This window comes from Methyloglobulus sp., from assembly GCF_964779595.1.
In genome coordinates this window covers 23,841-43,560 of the sequence record NZ_CBAROL010000007.1, presented here as the reverse complement: position 1 = coordinate 43,560, position 19,720 = coordinate 23,841, and the positions used below count along the sequence as shown (strand labels likewise).

Annotated in this window: 18 protein-coding genes; 2 read left to right on the top strand and 16 right to left on the bottom strand. The window is 44.4% G+C overall.

The genetic code is table 11. The features are described from left to right. Positions 1-6: 6 nt before the first annotated feature. From parC to AC1YY3_RS04425, 13 genes are all read right to left on the bottom strand, one after another. Entirely contained in the window at positions 7-2,241 is a 2,235-nt protein-coding gene (parC, locus tag AC1YY3_RS04485) for a DNA topoisomerase IV subunit A (RefSeq protein WP_481823632.1), read from the bottom strand. Next, complete coding sequence (locus tag AC1YY3_RS04480) at positions 2,241-2,741, bottom strand: acyl-CoA thioesterase (protein ID WP_481823631.1); 501 nt, start codon at positions 2,739-2,741, stop codon at positions 2,241-2,243. Before AC1YY3_RS04480 ends, parC begins: the two co-directional genes overlap by 1 nt. A gap of 110 nt (positions 2,742-2,851) precedes the next feature. After that, complete coding sequence (locus AC1YY3_RS04475; protein WP_481823630.1) at positions 2,852-3,319, bottom strand: PIN domain-containing protein; 468 nt, start codon at positions 3,317-3,319, stop codon at positions 2,852-2,854. Further along, complete coding sequence (locus AC1YY3_RS04470) at positions 3,316-4,497, bottom strand: helix-turn-helix domain-containing protein (RefSeq protein ID WP_481823629.1); 1,182 nt, start codon at positions 4,495-4,497, stop codon at positions 3,316-3,318. The genes AC1YY3_RS04475 and AC1YY3_RS04470 overlap by 4 nt, the downstream gene beginning before the upstream one ends. A gap of 244 nt (positions 4,498-4,741) precedes the next feature. Next, positions 4,742-4,990, bottom strand: coding sequence for a type II toxin-antitoxin system Phd/YefM family antitoxin (locus tag AC1YY3_RS04465; protein WP_482194336.1), 249 nt, complete (start codon positions 4,988-4,990; stop codon positions 4,742-4,744). A 180-nt stretch (positions 4,991-5,170) separates the two neighbouring features. Further along, the gene (locus tag AC1YY3_RS04460) at positions 5,171-6,271 is read right to left on the bottom strand and encodes a M48 family metallopeptidase (protein WP_481823627.1); all 1,101 of its coding nucleotides are present in this window, start codon (positions 6,269-6,271) and stop codon (positions 5,171-5,173) included. A gap of 1 nt (position 6,272) precedes the next feature. Continuing rightward, the gene (locus tag AC1YY3_RS04455; RefSeq protein ID WP_481823626.1) at positions 6,273-7,079 is read right to left on the bottom strand and encodes a TIGR00266 family protein; all 807 of its coding nucleotides are present in this window, start codon (positions 7,077-7,079) and stop codon (positions 6,273-6,275) included. 283 nt (positions 7,080-7,362) lie between these two features. Continuing rightward, the gene (locus AC1YY3_RS04450; protein ID WP_481823625.1) at positions 7,363-7,773 is read right to left on the bottom strand and encodes a hypothetical protein; all 411 of its coding nucleotides are present in this window, start codon (positions 7,771-7,773) and stop codon (positions 7,363-7,365) included. A gap of 178 nt (positions 7,774-7,951) precedes the next feature. Continuing rightward, positions 7,952-9,058 carry an alanine dehydrogenase gene (gene ald, locus AC1YY3_RS04445; protein ID WP_481823624.1) on the bottom strand — a complete coding sequence of 369 codons (1,107 nt, stop codon included), beginning with the start codon at positions 9,056-9,058 and terminating at the stop codon, positions 7,952-7,954. 222 nt (positions 9,059-9,280) lie between these two features. Beyond that, on the bottom strand, positions 9,281-11,179 hold the full coding sequence (gene ftsH, locus AC1YY3_RS04440) for an ATP-dependent zinc metalloprotease FtsH (protein WP_481823623.1): 1,899 nt from the start codon (positions 11,177-11,179) through the stop codon (positions 9,281-9,283). Between the two features lie 258 nt (positions 11,180-11,437). Then, positions 11,438-12,844: a sigma-70 family RNA polymerase sigma factor gene (locus AC1YY3_RS04435; RefSeq protein WP_481823622.1), complete on the bottom strand. Its 1,407-nt coding sequence runs from the start codon at positions 12,842-12,844 to the stop codon at positions 11,438-11,440. A gap of 540 nt (positions 12,845-13,384) precedes the next feature. Further along, the gene (gene ssb, locus AC1YY3_RS04430; protein WP_481823621.1) at positions 13,385-13,885 is read right to left on the bottom strand and encodes a single-stranded DNA-binding protein; all 501 of its coding nucleotides are present in this window, start codon (positions 13,883-13,885) and stop codon (positions 13,385-13,387) included. A gap of 22 nt (positions 13,886-13,907) precedes the next feature. Then, on the bottom strand, positions 13,908-15,269 hold the full coding sequence (locus AC1YY3_RS04425; protein WP_481823655.1) for an MFS transporter: 1,362 nt from the start codon (positions 15,267-15,269) through the stop codon (positions 13,908-13,910). A 157-nt stretch (positions 15,270-15,426) separates the two neighbouring features. On the opposite strand from AC1YY3_RS04425, the gene AC1YY3_RS04420 reads away from it, so the two are divergent. Further along, positions 15,427-16,113, top strand: a complete 687-nt coding sequence (locus AC1YY3_RS04420; RefSeq protein ID WP_481823620.1) for an O-methyltransferase — start codon at positions 15,427-15,429, stop codon at positions 16,111-16,113. A gap of 2 nt (positions 16,114-16,115) precedes the next feature. On the opposite strand, the gene AC1YY3_RS04415 is transcribed toward AC1YY3_RS04420, so the two are convergent. Beyond that, positions 16,116-17,177, bottom strand: a complete 1,062-nt coding sequence (locus tag AC1YY3_RS04415; RefSeq protein WP_481823619.1) for a fatty acid desaturase — start codon at positions 17,175-17,177, stop codon at positions 16,116-16,118. 452 nt (positions 17,178-17,629) lie between these two features. Here AC1YY3_RS04415 and AC1YY3_RS04410 point away from each other — a divergent pair, with 452 nt between their 5' ends. Further along, positions 17,630-18,457, top strand: a complete 828-nt coding sequence (locus tag AC1YY3_RS04410; RefSeq protein WP_481823618.1) for an HAD-IIA family hydrolase — start codon at positions 17,630-17,632, stop codon at positions 18,455-18,457. A gap of 32 nt (positions 18,458-18,489) precedes the next feature. Here the strand turns inward: AC1YY3_RS04410 and AC1YY3_RS04405 are convergent, their stop codons facing one another. Then, entirely contained in the window at positions 18,490-18,699 is a 210-nt protein-coding gene (locus AC1YY3_RS04405; RefSeq protein ID WP_481823617.1) for a hypothetical protein, read from the bottom strand. Between the two features lie 9 nt (positions 18,700-18,708). Then, complete coding sequence (locus AC1YY3_RS04400; protein ID WP_481823616.1) at positions 18,709-19,608, bottom strand: carbohydrate kinase family protein; 900 nt, start codon at positions 19,606-19,608, stop codon at positions 18,709-18,711. Positions 19,609-19,720 lie beyond the last annotated feature (112 nt).

Genomic DNA, 19,720 nt, shown 5'->3' with positions numbered 1-19,720 from the left:
CAAAACTTAACCAGCCATCACTCCATCCACCTTCTGAAATCCTTTCGGCAAATTTAAGCCTCGGTTCGCCCGATTGCCGGAATAATGGGCAATATCGATAGCTTTAAGCGTTAATTGACGCTTTCCAGCAACAACAACCAATTGACCGTTGACGGGTATTGCAGCCATAGCGACCACATAGTCTTTGCTTGATGCCAAATCTTTACTCGGTATCTGAATGATTTTATTGCCTTTGCCCTTTGTCAATTCGGGCAATTCAATAACAGGAAAAATCAGTAAACGACCTTGCAAGGTAACGACCGCCAGTAAATCGGACTGATTGGCGATTGGTGCGGGTTTCACGACTTTTGCGCCTGTTGGTAGGGAAATAAGCGATTTACCCGCTTTATTTTTGCAGACCAGTTCGTTGACTTGCACCCTGAAACCATAACCTGCGTTACTGGCTAACAAATACCAATCATCAGGATTACCCGCCAGCAAGTAGGTGAACAATGAACCTGGCGCAGGATTTAGCCGTCCGGTCAATGGTTCGCCTTGGCTTCTTGCGGAAGGTAGATCATGCGTGGTGGTGCTGTACACGCGCCCAGTTGAATCCAGTACATAAACGGGTTGGGTCGAACGGCATTTTGCGGAGTCGAGGAAGCCGTCACCGGATCGGTAACCCAAGGTTGCAACATCAATATCATAACCTTTTGCCGCCCTAATCCAGCCTTTCTCGGAGAGAATCACGGTCAGTGGCTCGTTGGTGATTAAGGCTGTCGTTTCCAGTGCTTGCGCGGCTTCCCGTGCGACGATGGGTGAACGGCGGTTGTCGCCGTATTTTTCCGCATCTTCTTCTAATTCCGATTTAATCAGGTTATTTAGCAACTCTTTTGAACCTAAAATGGCTTCTAGTTGTTGCCGCTCTTGTTCTAATTCGGCTTGTTCACCCTTTATCTTGATTTCTTCCAGTTTGGCGAGATGCCTTAACTTCAATTCCAGGATGGCTTCTGCCTGAATATCCGTTATTCCAAAACGTTCGATCATCACCGCTTTGGGATTATCCTCAAAGCGAATAATGGCGATGACTTCATCAATATTTAGAAAGGCAATCAGCAAACCTTCTAACACATGCAATCGTGCCAACACTTTATCAAGGCGGAATTGCAAACGTCTACGAACTGTTTCGGTACGGAAAGTCAACCACTCAACCAGAATTTCCCGCAGATTTTTAACCCTTGGCCGTCCATCCAGGCCAATCATGTTCATATTGACGCGGTAACTTTTCTCAAGGTCGGTCGTGGCAAACAGATGCGACATCACCTCATCGACATCAATCCGTTTCGATTTCGGCATAATGACCAGACGCGTCTGGTTTTCATGATCCGACTCGTCGCGCAAATCCTCGATCATCGGCAGCTTTTTCGCCAGCATCTGCGCGGCAATCTGCTCCATCAACTTTGCACCGGACACCTGATAAGGCAAAGCGGTAATGATGATATTGCCGTCTTCCTGCTCGTATTTAGCACGCATTTTGACCGATCCGCCACCGCTGATATACATTTTCTGGATGTCATCGGCAGACGTGATGATTTCCGCTTCGGTCGGGTAATCCGGGCCTTTGATATGCTCAAGCAGTTGTTCCAGAGGTGCATCGGGCTTATCGAGCAGATGGATACAGGCACCGGCGACTTCCACCAGATTATGCGGCGGAATATCGGTCGCCATTCCCACAGCGATACCCATCGTGCCGTTGAGCAACAGATTCGGCAACCTTGCCGGCAACATGACGGGTTCTTGTAAAGTACCGTCGAAATTATCTGACCATTCAACCGTACCCTGCCCTAACTCACTCAACAAGGTTTGCGCGTACGCCGTCAACCGCGATTCGGTATAGCGCATAGCGGCGAAGGATTTAGGGTCGTCCGGCGAACCCCAGTTGCCTTGCCCATCAATCAGCGGATAGCGGTGAGAAAAATCCTGCGCCATCAACACCATCGCCTCATAGCAAGCGGAATCGCCGTGCGGATGGAATTTGCCCAACACATCGCCCACTGTCCTGGCGGACTTCTTGTACTTGGCGAGTGCAGTTAAACCCAGTTCGGACATCGCATACACGATCCGCCGTTGCACAGGCTTCAAGCCATCGGCAATATGCGGCAAGGCACGATCCAAAATCACGTACATGGAATAATCCAGGTAGGCTTTTTCTGCGAATTCCTTTAACGGCAAACGTTCACAATTTTCTTGTACGACACTCATTATCTTAACTCTTCCTCGGTTACATCGATGTTCAATGCGCGGACTTTTTCAAGGCTTTCCTGGCGTAATTTTTTGCGTATTTCCGCTCCGGCATAACGCCGTTTTTCTGCCTCAGTTTCTAAAGTCAAACGAGATACTTCTATTGTTTTTCCGTGTTCATCTAAAGCGACCATCGTAAAATAACAAGAGGTAGTATGCCTTTTTTCATGGGTTCGTAAATTCTCGGCTATCACCTTTACACCAATTTCCATGGACGAGCGCCCAACGTAGTTAACATGAGCATAAAAAGATACCAGCTCGCCAACATTCACCTGCTGCATAAAAAACACCTGATCTAACGCCGCCGTGACCACATAGCTTTTACAGTATTTGGCAGCGCAAGCATAAGAGACTTGATCCAGCAATTTAAGCAAGGAGCCGCCATGGACATGGCCGGAGAAATTCGCCATATCCGGGGTCATTAGGACGGTCATTGTTAGGTATTTTTCTTGTTTTGGCATAAGGATTGGGGGAGATTATCTTTGAGGTGGGGTACAAATCCCACCGGCTATAAATGTGTTGTTGTTTTATTGTGCTTAAAAAAATTCAACTCAATTTAAGAACTTGCACATTAAAAAGTCCAATCCTCTTCTTTCATGAAGCGTTCTAAATCCATACAAGGAATATTAAACCGTTTGCAAACATTTGGAATTTGTGCCGCATTTTCTTTATATTTTTCTGTCGTGATAACGCAACCACCAATAGACTTAGCTTTAGCAATCACAAAAGGATCTGCCACAGGCTTGCCCCCCAAGAGTTCTTGTTTCCTAATTAAAGTTTGAAAGTGTGGAATTTTAAAAATTTCCGTAACTGTTAGAAGCTCGTCAGTTGCAGGTAGTTGAAAAAATGATTTGTTGTCTTTTACCCATTGAGACAACAAGTCATCTTGTCCTTCAAGCTCTCTCGAAACTTCTTTTACTGAAATAATTTGCTCCTCATCAACTAACTGATCAAATTTTTTCCAAAGTGATGGAAACCTTTCAGGATAATAATACTTAAACATCCATATTAATGGGCCGCTATCAAATACATACCTCACGCGGCATTATCTTTGCTGTATAACAAAGACTCCATGCCACTTAGATTTTTCACTTTAACTCCTAGATAATCAGCTAGCCTCTCGCTAGTTATTCGTTGTTGATAATAGCTACTAAAAGCTTTTTCAATATACTTCCCACCTAAATAGACTCCTTGAGTCAGATAGTAATTACCGCCACTACCTTTGCTGCTTGAATTATTGGCGGCTGACTCCCGTTTCCAAGAGAATACTTTCTCATCATAATATTTTTGGTCAATTAATTTATTATCAAAAGCTTTCCTCAATATTACTTCTCTGCTCACATGATAAAATCTAGCAAGTTCTTCAATCTTGGATTCATCAATAAGTGCATTTTTAAGTCTTAAATTAAAATCTTCGGTAGGGACTAAAAACTCACCAGCAAATTTGTTACAAAGAATTTCTATTTTTTTGCTATCGCCTTCTAGGTAATCAATGTAATCATCTATATGAGTATCTATTCCACCCGTTTTAAATAACAGATGCGCTAACTCATGGAAAAGAGTAAATATTTGCCGCGTGAATGGCTTGCTATTATTTACGTAAATAACGGGAAAAAACTCATCATATAAGCAAAAGCCTGAAAATTGATCGGCATGGAAAGCATCCTTAAAAACAAAAATGCCATGTGCTTCCAATTTTGTACGCCAAAACTTAAGTGCCTTGTCGGTGTTGTTCAATAAGCTTTGTTGCTCTATTGTTACAGATAAATAGCTTCTGACAGTTGTTGCCATATCGACTGCCGATACATTTGTGGCAAACGATAGGTCTTGAACTATCGGTTTCGTAGCAGGATTTACATTTTCGTAAAGCTCATATAAATTTAATTGAAATGCACTGGCCTTCCTCAGCAACATTCTCATCGCTGGCGGCATTATTTCTATCTCATAATCAGGAAGAGTACGAAATGATTGTTTAGGTGTTTTTTCTTCTGGCGGCTCAGGAAAAAAAAACAGCGCAAGAGGACGCTTATATACTTCATAAGCCAAACGCTCTAGTTGCGCGAATGTAGGTGACTCTATTTCAGTTTCCCATGCTAAAACAGTTTCATAAGTGATGCTTTTGCGATCAAGCTTCCCAATTACATCATCAACACTAAGCCCCGCGGTTTCCCTTGCCCAGCGCAACACTTCACCATTAACAGGTATGTACTCAGTCATCTATTTGGTGTATCTTTTTTTTCATTGCTACATTAGTATTAATGTTTGTTGATTATATATATCTAACGAGTAGTCTGGCATAAAAAATATCTCAAACCAAAATAGTACTGTCATTATATCCTGCCACAACACGGTCATGGGTCACCAAACGCATCGGTTCGCTTAAGGTTTGAGCAACGAGCAACCGGTCGAAAGGGTCGTTATGGATAGTAGTCAAGCACGGTAGGGCGGGTCGAGACCCGCCTTACGAATTCCCGTAATACAGCCTAGTTATTTCATCGTTAGCGGAATCGATATTTTCCGGCACGGTAAATTCGCCTTCGGCAATACCGATGCGGCACGAAACATCTTTTTTCTGGATGATAGGCGTCATCCGCGCAACTGGCTTACCGTTACGCGAAATCACAAATTCGCTTTCTTCCACAGATACAATTTGGTCGACCAGCTTGGACAGATGGGTTTTTACGTGAAATAAGTTAACCGTTTTCATCATGAATACCTCAATAGTTGACTAGGCTAGGTTAGTCTATTTATAGGGGCGTTATTCAATAATTTTCCGAAATATTACCGTAGCCTGTATGAAGTAAAACGTAATGCGGAAAATCAAAGCCGCGAAACCCCGGATTCCACTGCGCTGCATCCAGGCTACACATCTGCATATTGCAAGCCTATTTCACCTTGGCTTTTTTTTCTCCAAACTCGCCAAAATCACTTTCTTATCCCATTTCAACCTATCGCAATCTGTACAAGGATGATCTTTGATGTAATTTTCAATCGCTTGTATACGGTTGGCGGTATCGGGATGAGATGACATCCATTCAGGCCCATTTGCTTTGCCTTTAAAGGCTTCCTGCATTTTTTTGAAAAAAGTGACCATGCCTTGCGTGTCAATTTTGCTTTTATTCAGCAAGGCAATTCCTTTCATATCAGCATCGGACTCGGCCTGACGGCTGAAATACTGGGCGGACACTTGATGCGCCATAATCATCATAACGGCATTGGCATCGCCCAACACTAACAACACCGCTGCCGCAATGCCGGAACTGGTAATCATGTTCTTTAAAGCATGGCGTTGTTCGACGTGTTGGATTTCATGCGCCAATACGCCCGCCACTTCATTAGCGGAATCCGCCTTCTCCAGTAAGCCTTTATTGACGATGACTATACCACCCGGCAAGGCAAAGGCATTGATGGCCGGGTCATTTGAGAGGTGCCATTGGTATTTATAAGGTGAACCATTAGTCAGGCGGTCGCCGATTTTTTTGACGGCATCAACTGCAACACCCTTGTCAATTAGAGAAGTTTGGGTTTTCAAGCTGGTCAACACCGATTCCCCAATCTTGTATTCCGTCGCCAGCGGTACGCGCCCAGCCACCCAGGAAACTGCAGTATCATATTGCCAGATAACCAAGACCGCCAGCAACGCAAGGCTGCATAAGGAATAAGCGATGGATTTCCAGACCAGACTTTGGCCTAAGGTAGCACGTTTCCACTTGCCCAATCCGGCTACTTCTTTTTTAGGCAATAGCTTGACCAGTGTTTTTTGTGCGTCTGGATTCGCAGGCATCAATAACCAGCCTTGATCTTGATGTTGCCAGAACAATTGCAATTGGTTGTGGTCGAAACTGCCGACCCTGGCTTCCAGTTCGGAAAAGTTGACGTTTTGCTTATAAGCGGGCAGATAAATCCGGTCTTGCTCAATCAGGCAAGTCGTCAATTCTCCCGCACTAGGCAGTTCCGGACCAAACAGGAGAATGCTGACACCATTATTCATATCAAGGTTTGTTGTAGACAGTGGCAATCGCAACGAGAATCACGGCGAGCAGGTAAAACTTGCCCATCCAGGATGAACGGCTACTGCTTCCGGTTAAGGCCGCACTCATCAACACTTTGCTTAAACGATTCATGGGCAAGGACTGTATCCACACCTTACCAGGGCCGGAAACGGTGGCGTAAAACAAACCTTCACCGCCAAACAGGCTATTTTTCAGCTTACCTGTATATTTGATGTCGTAACGAACCGTCGATGACATGCCGACCAAGCAGCCTGTGTCAATTTTGAGTTCGTCATCAGGCATTAAAACGACTTCTTTAAGTGTGCCAGAAGCATGAATAAACACGACCCCCTGACCACTGATTTTCTGCATGATAAAGCCTTCACCGCCGAAAAAACCGACCCGCAGGCGTTTTTGGAATGCCAGTTGTATCCGTTGCCCAAGCTCACCCGCGATATAAGCCCCTTTCTGGCAAATAATCATGCCGCCGTGTTCTGATAAGTTGATTGGGATGATTTCCCCAGGGCTAGGTGCGGCAATGGCAATGGTTTGTGGCTTATTTGAGGTATTCCGGTACACGGAACTGAACATTGACTCGCCTGTGAATGATCGCTTGAGCGCATTCCAAAACCGACCAATTCCGCCCATCCGTGAAGAACTGCCATCGCCCAAGATCGTATCGACAACAATGTGCTTGTCCACGTACATCATTGCCCCTTGCTCGGCAATGGCTTCCTGACCTGGCTCTAAGATAATCTTGATGTACTGTAAATCGTTACCGTTGATGGTGTAGTTTAATTGGGACATGGCGTTTTCTATCCTCATGGTTAACATCAAGGTCGATGTTTTACGGCAATCTTAAATCACTTACCCTATGTTTTCAGTTGGTTATAAAAACACCTGCCTGTCAAAATATTTGGAAATACTGCCTTCACAAATCAATGGTTCGACAAGCTAACCACGGACAATCAGTTAAACACCCCACCATTGCGATTTTTAAGCTGAATTAACATAATCAACGAGTTACCGTTCGTTCAGAATGGCAGGTAGCGTACTCAGGAGTCTTGTCGAAGGATTTATCAAGGTTTGCTTAAGGATAAATAACCTTGGGCTTAAAATAAGCCGCAGGATAATTGGGATCAAACTGATCCGGTTGTTCTTGTGCGACTGTTGATGATGGGCTATTTGCACTTTCATCCGAATAAATCACTTTTGACTCAAAATTAGCCGCAGGATATTTCTCGTCAATCACGGGGGCTTTCGATAATTGCGTTTGCCCCGCAGCGTCCTCATCAATATATGTCACTTTAGGCTGAAAATTTGAGGCGGGATACTTGTCATCCGCAGCGGATGATTGCGACTGAGCAGCACTTTCATCGATATAGGTCACGCTAGGCTCAAAATTTGAAGCAGGATATTTTTCATCACTCGCTGCCAAAGTATTGATGGCATTCAAAGAAATAGCGCAAACAGCTAGGCCTAGGATAATTGATTTATTCATAAAAACTTATTCTCCAATCGTCGTTAGTAAAATCCAGCAAACACAATCTATAACAAGTGCTGGAGTATCGAATATTTTGCTTGAATTCGCAACCGTTTTAATAAGCTAAACGAATGCAGCCTCAACACTTTATTTTCAGGATATTGAATATCCACTAATTTCCTGATGGGCTTTTAACTTATAGAACTTTCAATGGCATTATATGCGCCAATCCGAAAGCCTCTGCAACACCTGGATGCGTGACTTGTCCGTGGTAGGTATTCAAGCCTGATTGCAATGCCGAATTTTCAATTAACGCATTTAATCCTTGATTAGCGAGTAGCAGAACATAATCAGTGGTCTGATTATTGAGCGCAAACGTGCTGGTGCGTGGGACTGCACCGGGCATGTTGGCGACGCAGTAATGGACGATGCTATCAATTTCGTAGGTTGGATTGCTATGCGTAGTCGGCTTTGTGGTTTCTATGCAGCCGCCTTGATCGACGGCGACATCGACAATCACTGCGCCTTTACGCATACTGGCAAGCATGTCACGGCTTATCAACCACGGTGCTTTGCCACCTGGAATCAACACCGCACCAATCACCAAATCCGCTTGGTAGACGGCTTCTTCAATGGAATGCTGATTGCTTTTGCGGGTTTGGATACGTCCATGATAAATGTCGTCAAAATACGCCAGCCGATCATGGCTAACATCTAACACCGTCACCTGTGCGCCCATACCGACGGCGATACGCGCCGCATTTAAACCCACAGTGCCACCGCCTAAAATAGTGACATCGGCGGGTGCAACACCAGGAACACCGCCCATTAGCACACCGCGTCCACCTTGATGCTTTTGCAGATTGGCAGCTCCGACTTGCGTCGCCATGCGCCCAGCCACTTCACTCATCGGTATTAATAGCGGCAATTGCCCTGCTTGATTCTGCACGGTTTCGTACGCAATTGCTGTTGTGCCGCTGGCGAGCAATGCCTTGGTCAATGCTGCATTGGAAGCAAGATGCAGGTAGGTAAACAAGATCAGCTCTTGCCGCAAATATGGATATTCTGAGATTATCGGTTCTTTAACTTTAACGACTAAATCCGCCGCCCAAGTCGCTTCTGCATCAGCAACAATTTGTGCACCCACTACATGATATTCTTCGTCACTGATGAAGCTACCCTGCCCCGCTCCAGCTTCTACCAAAACCTGATGGCCTTTAGCAGTTAACGCTTTGACTGCACTCGGCGTTAAGCCAACACGAAATTCGCCGTCTTTGATTTCTTTGGGAAGACCGATAAGCATGGTTAAGCTCCAAATAAGTTTGAACAGTTCATAAAGCCGTTATTCAAAAACCAACAAGCTGTTAAGTCTGGATTATAAACGATTGAAGATTTGTGCAAGGAATTGATGGTGAATAGCTTTGGGTGTAAACCACCATTGCAATACAAAAAACTACGTATTGATATGGCACACTAAATTTTAGGCAAAAAAAGGGGGAGCCGAAGCTCCCCTAATGAGCGCACCTCAAACTTGTCCGGCAGGTTTTTTGAAATCAGATGTTATTGTTGTATCCTGCTTGGGTGTTATATCGGGTTTGTTTGATGAATCGTTGCTATCAACAGGTGGCTTTGGATCTTTACCAGCCATCAAATCATCAATTTGAGCTTTATCAATGGTTTCCCATTTCATCAGGGCATCCGCCATTTTATGTAAGATACTGATGTTATCTTGCAATAAGCTTTCAGCCCTTTTGTAGTTTTTGTCGATGACTGCCCGAATTTCTTCGTCAATCTTGTCTTGAACGCCATTTGATACTTTGCTACCTGAAGCCGAGTAACCCATGAACGGTTGACCACCTTCTTCGCCGTAGACCAACGGCCCCATGATGTCGGAAAAGCCCCAACGCGTTACCATGTTACGTGCTAATTCGGTTGCCCGTTCGATGTCGTTAGACGCACCGGTGGTTACACGATCTCCACCGTAAATCATCAATTCAGCAATACGTCCACCAAACAAACTGGCTATTTGGCTTTCCAATTTACGTTTGCTAGCACTGTACTGATCGCGTTCTGGCAAGAACATGGTGATACCTAATGCCCTACCTCTTGGCATGATGCTGACTTTATACACGGGATCGTGATCGGGTGACATTTGTCCTACAATACAGTGACCTGCTTCATGATAGGCGGTGAGCCTTTTGTCGTCTTCTGTCATGACCATCGTGTGCTTTTCAGCACCCATCAAGATCTTGTCTTTGGCTTTTTCCAGCTCGTTCATGCCAACTTTCAGCTTATTGGTACGTGCCGCCAACAGTGCCGCTTCATTAATGATGTTAGCTAGATCAGCACCGGAAAATCCGGGGGTACCTCTAGCGATGTTTTTCAATTCAACATCATCACTTACTGGGACTTTTTTGATGTGGACATTTAAGATTTGCTCTCTACCTTTCACATCAGGTAAACCGACAGTTACTTGACGATCAAAACGACCTGGACGTAGCAAGGCTTTATCAAGTACGTCAGCGCGGTTGGTTGCAGCGATAATGATGACACCTTCGTTACCCGTAAAACCGTCCATTTCTACCAATAATGCGTTAAGTGTTTGTTCACGTTCGTCATTGCCGCCGCCCATGCCAGCACCACCTCTTTGGCGACCTACTGCGTCAATTTCGTCGATAAAGATGATGCAAGGCGCATGTTCTTTAGCCTGTGCAAACATATCCCGTACTCTCGATGCACCGACACCGACGAACATTTCGACGAAATCTGAACCTGAAATAGTAAAGAATTTAACACCTGCTTCACCTGCGATGGCTCGCGCTAACAGGGTTTTACCCGTACCTGGAGGTCCTACCATCAAAATACCGCGTGGTATCATGCCGCCCAGTCGTTGGAATTTTTGTGGATCCCTTAGAAAATCAACTAATTCTGAGACTTCTTCTTTGGCTTCTTCACAACCTGCAACGTCAGCAAATTTAACCGTCATCTTGTCTTCTTCAAGCATTTTGGCTTTGCTTTTGCCGAACTGACCTGCACCACCCGCGCCTTGCGTTCTACGCATGTAAACTATCCAGACGATAATCAGCAGGAACATAGGAAACCAAGCAATGAATATCTGCATTGCCATCGACTGTTGTGCAGGTGGTGTGGTTCTGATTTGAACGTCGGCACTTAACAAATCATCAATCAAGTGATTGTCACCAGGATTAAATGTCTGTAGGTTTTGACCATCAGAGGTACGAACTTTGATTGATGTTCCGGCAATCTCAACCCGATCAACCTGACCACCTTTAACTTTGGCAATAAATTCCGAATAGGCAAGCGAGTCTTGTATAGGCGGGGTTGCATTTATCCTGTTGTATATTAAAAACGCGCCAGTAAACACAACACTCCAGAGCAATGTGTTCAATATATATCTTTTCATGATTACTTTTCTCCTGACCCCATTTGACTGAAGTCTATAGTTTTGATTTGCGCCGTTCTTTTTTGAAACCTATATCCAATAACCGTAAAACCCTAGCCGTATTGCTGTCCTAATGCTTTTAGAGTTAACCCATCACTAAATACAAAAAAGCTTGTCATTTTAATTGCTTTTATAAACACTTATCTTAATATTTTACAAAACCGTTTACTTTTTAAGCTTTTACTCTGTAAAAAAATGTCATTTTTTCAGCATCTTGGCTTACAAGAAACTCAATAATTGATCGCCATAGCGCATTTTTATCTTATTCAATGCCACTACTTGAATCTGTCTTACTCTTTCCCTGGTTAAATTAAGCTCCGAACCAATTTCTTGCAAAGTCATTTGCTGGTCTGTTCCTACCCCAAAATGCGAACATAGAATTTTTGCTTCTCTTGGGTTTAAGGTCTTGATGGCGTTTTTAACCAAACCTTGCAGCTCAGATTCGGCAATCATATTGTATGAATGCGGGAAAACGTTTTGCGCTATAAAATTGATTGGTGCAAAAGATTGCTCATCTTCATCATCATCAAAAGCTTCCAAAGAAACAGCGCTTTGCGATATGGAAAGCAGCGTATTGACTTCGTCTTGAGATAACTGAGTTTGCTCAGCTAACTCTTTAGTGCTGGGTTCTGTACCGGTTTTCAGTGTGATCGCATCTTTGGTACGGAACACTTTATTAATAGTAGCGATTTGCCCACAAGGTATCCGTACCACGCGTTCTGAGCGCGACAAAGAGCGGGAAATAGCTTGCCTGATCCAATAACCCGCATAAGTTGAAAATTGGAAGCCCAAACGATACTTAAATCTATCTACCGCCTTAAGTAAACCGGTATGACCTTCTTGGACTAGATCTTCAAAGTCCATGAAGTTACCTTTGTATTGGTTAGCGATAAACAACACAAGCTTTGCATTGACTGTGGCGAGTTGTTGCCTGTGCGTTAACCAGAAATGTTCTGACAAAACCACGTCAGCCAGCAGTTGGCTCATGTCTTCAGTAGATAAAAACAAGAACTGTTCTTCATGCTCGTGCAAGGCCATCGCTTTGAATTGATCGGCCATACTTGGCGTATCGCGGCGGCTAGCGCCATGTAAGCGTTTTAGGATGATTTCATAGTCTTTCTTTTCTTGCGATCTTGCCTGAACGGAGAGACCTCTTAATTTGAACGCGTAGGTAACGATGTCAACCAGCTTCACAAGATCTTCAAAAGCAAAAGGAAATTGCTGGACAGCGAAGGTTAATCGACGTTTTGCATTGCTGTAAACCTCTTCATTTTGAGCATTCTCAGCAGCCGTCTGACTAACGAATTGATAATGTTTTTTTACATCTTTTAAGAAATCGCTAAATTCGGTTGACGCAACAGCAGCACCGTCATCTTCTTGTTCGGCTTTGTCACATTGTTGTTCATATTTGTTAAGCACCCACAACGCGGTGATAGGAAACTTGGACAGCGTGTTTATTAACTTAGTTTTTTGCTCTTCAACCCGCCGAGCAAGCTGTAAGTTTCTATTCTCGGTACTTTCTACCTCTTTATTGCTTAATGCAGGCTTCTTATCAACTGGATTGTTGTTAGCAACAACAGTGCCGTTGACTTCCGGTACAGACATATATTCAGTTAATAGTATCATGACACCAAATCCTCGCAAACATTGTTTATATCAAACATGAGTAGTCAAATTTGCGTCGGAAAATCATATAAAAACAAATGGATTAATCACCACCTTGCTAGGACAAGTTATTAATGTATTAGTTTTATAAGTTTTCTGAAGCAGTACTAATTTCGAATTCGAGGTAAATATTATCGACATTATTTATCGTTGTCAAACAATATTTATACAAAACATAGACAATACCAATTTTCCCCGATAGAAATTTTATTAGCTATTGATTTTACTTGAGAATATATTTATGGATTTCATGAGAGTTTCTCAAAAAAAATTATTTTGTGTGTATTGTTAGGTGAAGAAAAGGGATTTATATCGCCACATACTTGGACAAGACTTTTTTTGTCCAAGTATGTGGCGGCGTGGCGCAGAGCTTTAGGAAACAAATCTGGCCTGTTTCAATTCATTAACTGAAACAGGCTTAGGTATAGAGCGGTTTTACTGCGGGGATAAGCACAGCCACTTATGTCTGGTGGCAATATTAATACTTTATATTACAACATATTAGAAAGGAATATCGTCGTCAAAATCATCGTAATCCGGCGGTGGAGGCGACGGCATTGCACTTGGGTTATTTTGTGGTGCTGCTGGTTGATATGGATTACTCGCCGGTGCCGCAGCGGGAGGATAGTTGGTATTTTGCCCTTGTTCAGCCCCAAAATTGCCTGTTCCGCCGCTACGGCTACCCAACATGTGCAGTTCTTGGGCTAAAATTTCGGTCGTGTAACGGTCTTGTCCATCTTGTCCTTGCCATTTACGGGTTTGCAAACGACCTTCGACATAGACCTGGCTACCTTTCTTCAAATATTCGCCGGCGATTTCCGCTAAACGATTGAAAAAAACAATCCTATGCCATTCTGTTGCCTCTTTGCGCTCCCCCGATTGTTTATCTTTCCAGCGACTTGTCGTGGCGAGCCTGATGCTGGTTATAGAACCACCACTGGGCATCAAACGAACTTCGGGATCTGCACCGAGGTTTCCTATCAACGTGACTTTATTTAGCATGTGTTTTCCTCATTTATTGATTTCAAACATGGGTATATTTTGTAATCATCGCTTGTAATTCCTGTCGATCCAATTGCTGATTATCGACCTTCAAATAAGCCACTCCTTCCTGGTAATGTAGCGTTACGTCCTCAACACCTTTAAGTTTAAGCATTTCTGAGGCAAATTCATCCGCTCGTTGTTCAGTAACGGATTGCAGTGAAATCAGCAGATTTGCCCAATAGCGCGGCGGTGTCATGCTAAATGACAGTATCAACCAGCTTAGGGCGGCTAAAGCACAAAACAAGAACACGCCCTTTGCACCATATTCGCCATAACACCAACCACCCAAACTACCACCGATACCAGCACCCAAAAACTGGAAGGTCGAATAAATACCCATCGCCGTTCCTCGCAAATCGCCAGGCGCGGTTTTGGAAATCAAGGACGGCAGTGTGGCTTCCAGCAAATTAAAGCCGCTAAAAAATAAGCACAGAAAACCGATGATGCCAAATAATGAGGTGCTAAACTGCATTAAACCCAACTCTGCCAGTAACAAAATCAGGATCGCAGATAGAAATACCGACTTCATTTTGCGCTTTTTTTCCGCCAAGATCACAAACGGAATGATTACTGCAAACGAGGCGACAAATACTGGCAAATAAACTTTCCAATGCTCGGCAGGTAATAAACCCGCATCACGCATCAATAACGGCACGACGACAAAGCTTGCCATTAGGATGGCATGTAACACAAAAATGCCGTAATTTAATCGTAGCAGTTCAGGTTTTTTTAATACTTGAAAAAATGAACCTGAATCCAGCTCGGCATCTCGGTGTTTTTTCGATTGTTGCGGCTGCGGCACTAAGAAGATAATCACCAGAATCGCCAATAATGACAGCACGGCAATCAACCAGAATATGCCATGTATGCCGATGAATCCAGCAATAATAGGCCCTGCCGCAATCGCCACGCCAAAGGATACGCCAATACTCGCACCGATTAAGGCCATAGCCTTGGTGCGATGCACTTCCTGCGTCAGATCAGCCAACAACGCCATCACCGGAGCCGCAATTGCCCCGGAACCTTGCACGGCACGACCAAAAATAACCCCGTAAATACTGGTGGAAAGCGCGGCAATCACGCTACCTAAACAAAACAGCAGCAACCCAAAAACAATAATTTTTTTTCGCCCGACTCGGTCAGACACCAAACCGAAAGGGATTTGCAACAAGGCTTGACTCATACCATAAATGCCAATCGCCAATCCGATCAACGACGGCGTAGAACCCACCATCTGCTCGGCAAATAGCGACATTACTGGCATAATCAAAAACAAACCCAACATCCGCAAAGCATAAATACTGGCTAAAGACCAGGTTGCCCGGCGTTCCGATGCCGTCATCGGGCTGGTAATATCCTGTACTTCTGTCAAGCACGCACTCCTTGAATGGCGTTTAGTAGGTTGTAAGAAACTTTTTAGAGCTTACACTCTCTTCATTATAACAATCTTTGTTAGCTTCTTGCCTTGGCATCTGCTTAACCCCAATAGGAATATCAAAATGACTGACATCCAATCCCCTACCCTGCCTAATCCCACTTTGCTTATTCCGGTTAATCCCGCCATTGAGAGTTATATGCGCGGCTTGCTTGGTAAAACCGATCATCCCATATTAACTGTAATGGAAAACTTAGCGCGAGAGCGTAACTTCCCCATCGTTGACCGCTTGGTCGGTGCTTTTCTTGAAACTCAAGCAAGATCTATCAATGCCAAGCGGATTTTTGAATTTGGTAGTGGATATGGATACTCTGCCTACTGGTTTGCAAAGGCGGTGGGCGAACAAGGACAAGTGATATGCACGGATGGCGATCCGCTCAATAAAGAGCAAGCCGAGCAATTTCTTAGCGAAGCTAATTTATGGGATAGAGTTGATTTCCACACTGGAATAGCACAAACCCTTTTTGCACAGACCGATGGGGTGTTCGACATCTGTTATAACGATGTCGATAAGGGCGATTATCCTGAAATCTGGCAGATAGCAAAAGACCGCATTCGCCCTGGCGGACTATACATTGCTGATAATGTGTTGTGGCATGGTCGCGTGGCTATGGTCGAGTTCGAAGATGTCGTACCAGGCTGGACAGAAGCTATTCGTGATCATAATGAGCAAATATTTGCCGATCCCGATTTTGATAGCTACATTAATCCTACCCGTGACGGCGTTATCGTTGCCCGTAAGAAGCTGTAGTTCTATTTGTTAACACGCGGCATGGCTTTTATCGACTTGAAGCTCACCAGTTTTTGCGCGTCTTCATCCCATAAGTTTAGCCAAAGCGATTGCATACTTTTCCGTAAAGTCAGCGGAGCGACTGCTTGCAATGCCGGTATTTCATTGAAACAACGTTGCAGATTGTAATTGGGGATATTGGCTCTGACGTGGTGGATATGATGCAAGCCAATATTGCCGACTATCCACTGCAATACCACAGGTAATTGATAGTACGAACTGCCTTCCAAACCAGAACGGGTCAAATCCCAACTGTCATTCCGTGACCAATACACATCTTCATATTGATGCTGAACATAAAACAACCACGTACCAATACTTGCCGCCAACAAGATAATCGGAAACTGCATCAAAAGATAATTTTGGAATCCTACCGTCAAACTCATCACCAGTATCAGTGTAGCAAGGGCGACATTGGTTAACATGACACTGTGATTTTCGCGCTTTTTAGCACCCGAACTGGGGAAGCGATGGACAATCACAAACAAGACAAGCGGCGTAATACTGAACAATACCAAGGGATTACGAAAAATCCGATAAGCAAAACGTTTAGGTCTGGGTGCAGCCAAATATTCTGCCACGGTTAATGTCCAAACATCACCTATTCCCCGATTATCCAAATCCCCAGAATTGGCATGATGAATGACATGGTTGCGCTGCCAATCTTCGTACGGTGTGAAAGTTAAAACCCCAGCAATATAGCCGAACAAGCGATTACCCAATCGCCAAGGCAAAAAAGCACCGTGACAGCAATCATGGAACAGCACGAACAGCCGCACTAAAAACGCCGATGCTGCTATTGATATTAATAAGGTTATCCAAATAGAAAAGCCTTGTACGACGGTATATATCATCAACGCCCATAAGCCAACATAAGGTATGAAGGTATTGGATATTTGGACTAACGCCTTGCGATAATCCGGTTGTGCGTAGATTGATAAAGCCTGGATCAGGTCTTTTCGATTAGGTTGGCTTTGTTCAGTGCTTGGTGACATGGCTTCGAGACTGCTAAATTTCTGTGACATTCGTAAAACCTGGAGTTGCGTGTACGTGGCTAGGCTTTATCGGGTGCAATGGCTGTCCAAAACGACGATTTAATCGCGTAATCTGCAAATTAACTATAAAAATCATGGTTAGCGTTATCCTATTCCTAAAATAAGTATAAAAACTGAAAACAGTTTTGTCTTAAAGTAATAGGCGGGAAATAAGCGGGGGAATTTCAGGCGGTATACTCAGGCACTATTCTGCCTTATTTAACAAGAATAGGAAATAATGAATTTAATATTTGTTACCGTTGCGCTATCGCTCGGTTGTTTTTTCTAAAAAACATCACTACGCTGAACGTATTAAGGTCAATTGTTACCCATAGTTGACCGTATTGGTTTATAACGCACACTGTTTTCAGTTACTTTTGTGCTTAATAGCTCTTAAGCTAAACCCAGTTACTTCGACAAACCCCTTTTAGGAAAATCACTCTATGAATAACCCGTTTACCAATATCCGCGCCCTTATTATCGACATGGACGGCGTGTTGTGGCATGGCAACCAAGCAATCGCAGGATTAACTGAGTTTTTTCAAACCTTGCGCGATAAAAACCTCCGTTTTATCCTGGCAACCAACAATGCCAGCCATACGCCGCAGCAGTATGTGCAAAAACTCGCCTGCATGGGTGTTACCGTTGATCTTAAAGAAGTGATGACCTCCGCAATGGCAACGGCGATGTATCTGGCTGAAATCATGGATCCCACCCAAACCCGTGTTTTTGTGGTGGGTGAAGACGGTGCGACCCAAGCGCTGCAAGAACAAGGCTTTATCCTAACCGGATTGTACGAAATCAATAGTGCAACCAGCACAGGCGCTGACGTGGTCGTCTGTGGTAAGGATCATTCGATAAGCTGGGATAAACTGGCGACGGCGACGCTTAATCTCCGTGCTGGCGCGAAGTTTTACGGCACTAATGGGGATAACACGTTGCCCACGGAACTCGGTTTGATACATGGTAATGGTGCAATTCTGGCGGCATTGCAAACCGCAAGCGGCGTTAGCCCGACGATTATCGGCAAGCCCGAACCTATCATGTACCAGCAAGCAATAAGCCGATTAGGTGCTGATTTAGCTGAAACCATCGCCATCGGCGATAAACTGGAAACCGACATTTTAGGTGCTGTACGCACTGGGATACGTAGCTTGATGGTATTGGGCGGGGTCTCGACAGAAGCCGACCTGAAAACATCGGAATACCAGCCGACGTGGGTTATGCAAGATATTCGCGCGGTAACAGAAGCGTTGAAGTTGCTGAACTAAATCAACTCAGTCGCCTGATACGCACACTATCTTCATGGACAGTTGGTTTTGCTAAGAACCTGTTCAATATCTACTGCGCCACCGCCATTTGCGGCTGGGCGGTACTCGAAATCCTCATTTACTTCAAGTAAACTCCGGTTGACGCGCACCAATCGCCCACAACTGGCTGCGGCTCGTGACGATCTTGAACACGTTCTAACCACGCGTAGCACCGGTTTGATTTGTGGGAATACGAAAAGCATCGTCCCAGCCTACTTATCTCGCTTAAAAAACGCCCAATGCTCTTGAGATGATGGCAAGCCCAACCTTGCTCCCACTTTCGTACAACAAAGTGTCCCAGCAACGCTGGCATAGCGCAATATCTCATCCCACGACATCTCTAGCGCCACTGCCGCCGCAAATGCGCCGTGAAAGGCATCGCCTGCACCCGTCGTATCGACGACATCAACAGGAAATGCGGGTAACGCCCCGCGAGTACTCCCCTGTTGCCAGATTAAACCTATATCACCCAGTGTTATTACCACATTGGACGATATTTCTGCCAGTTGGCTGAGAGCAATTTCAGTGTCATTGTGTAATTGTAAGGCAAATTTTTCTGAGCACACCAGATAATCGACCTTATCCATTAAGGCGAGAGTGCCTTCATGCACCGAACCTGCATCCAGCACCGTCGGGATGCCCTGTGCTTTCGCATATCTGGCAAGTGGTATAGAAATGTGTGGTTCATGACCATCGAACAAGATAACTTTAGTTTTAAGTGTGGAGCAATCCACCGCAGCTTCAGGTAACGCCTTAGTTTCACCTTTATAATTGATTAACACCCGTTTGCCGTCAGGTTTCACCAATACCATTGACTGCGGTGTTGGCGATGTCCCCCGCACGATTTTTTCTACATTGACTGAATGATCTATCAACTCTTGCTGGTGTATTTCACCATAAATATCACACCCTAAATAACCTACGAAAGCCGACTTTAAACCCAGTTTTGCAACCATTACCGCCGCATTTGCTGCTGGCCCACCGCCACAACTCAAAAAACTATCAGCAACCATTTTTTCATCTTCGCGGGGATGATGTGGCACAGAGTAAACGAGATCATACGAGGCGTGACCTACACAAAGAACATCAACTTCTATGGGATTTACGGTCATCACAAACAGTCCTAAGTTGTAAGTTACAAATATTCATCGACCATGGCTAATTCGCAAATAATTAAAACTTGTAAACCACCCTTGTCTTTTCGATTTTTTCCCACATTATGTA

What these genes read in the sequence shown, in the direction of transcription:
- AC1YY3_RS04405 (WP_481823617.1), bottom strand. Translation starts at nt 18,699, where the DNA reads ATGCTTTTCGTATTCCCACAAATCAAACCGGTGCTACGCGTGGTTAGA.
- ftsH (WP_481823623.1), bottom strand. Translation starts at nt 11,179, where the DNA reads ATGAAAAGATATATATTGAACACATTGCTCTGGAGTGTTGTGTTTACT.
- AC1YY3_RS04480 (WP_481823631.1), bottom strand. Translation starts at nt 2,741, where the DNA reads ATGCCAAAACAAGAAAAATACCTAACAATGACCGTCCTAATGACCCCG.
- AC1YY3_RS04450 (WP_481823625.1), bottom strand. Translation starts at nt 7,773, where the DNA reads ATGAATAAATCAATTATCCTAGGCCTAGCTGTTTGCGCTATTTCTTTG.
- AC1YY3_RS04400 (WP_481823616.1), bottom strand. Translation starts at nt 19,608, where the DNA reads ATGACCGTAAATCCCATAGAAGTTGATGTTCTTTGTGTAGGTCACGCC.
- AC1YY3_RS04455 (WP_481823626.1), bottom strand. Translation starts at nt 7,079, where the DNA reads ATGTCCCAATTAAACTACACCATCAACGGTAACGATTTACAGTACATC.
- ssb (WP_481823621.1), bottom strand. Translation starts at nt 13,885, where the DNA reads ATGCTAAATAAAGTCACGTTGATAGGAAACCTCGGTGCAGATCCCGAA.
- AC1YY3_RS04425 (WP_481823655.1), bottom strand. Translation starts at nt 15,269, where the DNA reads ATGACGGCATCGGAACGCCGGGCAACCTGGTCTTTAGCCAGTATTTAT.
- AC1YY3_RS04460 (WP_481823627.1), bottom strand. Translation starts at nt 6,271, where the DNA reads ATGAATAATGGTGTCAGCATTCTCCTGTTTGGTCCGGAACTGCCTAGT.
- parC (WP_481823632.1), bottom strand. Translation starts at nt 2,241, where the DNA reads ATGAGTGTCGTACAAGAAAATTGTGAACGTTTGCCGTTAAAGGAATTC.
- ald (WP_481823624.1), bottom strand. Translation starts at nt 9,058, where the DNA reads ATGCTTATCGGTCTTCCCAAAGAAATCAAAGACGGCGAATTTCGTGTT.
- AC1YY3_RS04465 (WP_482194336.1), bottom strand. Translation starts at nt 4,990, where the DNA reads ATGATGAAAACGGTTAACTTATTTCACGTAAAAACCCATCTGTCCAAG.
- AC1YY3_RS04435 (WP_481823622.1), bottom strand. Translation starts at nt 12,844, where the DNA reads ATGATACTATTAACTGAATATATGTCTGTACCGGAAGTCAACGGCACT.
- AC1YY3_RS04410 (WP_481823618.1), top strand. Translation starts at nt 17,630, where the DNA reads ATGAATAACCCGTTTACCAATATCCGCGCCCTTATTATCGACATGGAC.
- AC1YY3_RS04420 (WP_481823620.1), top strand. Translation starts at nt 15,427, where the DNA reads ATGACTGACATCCAATCCCCTACCCTGCCTAATCCCACTTTGCTTATT.
- AC1YY3_RS04415 (WP_481823619.1), bottom strand. Translation starts at nt 17,177, where the DNA reads ATGTCACAGAAATTTAGCAGTCTCGAAGCCATGTCACCAAGCACTGAA.
- AC1YY3_RS04470 (WP_481823629.1), bottom strand. Translation starts at nt 4,497, where the DNA reads ATGACTGAGTACATACCTGTTAATGGTGAAGTGTTGCGCTGGGCAAGG.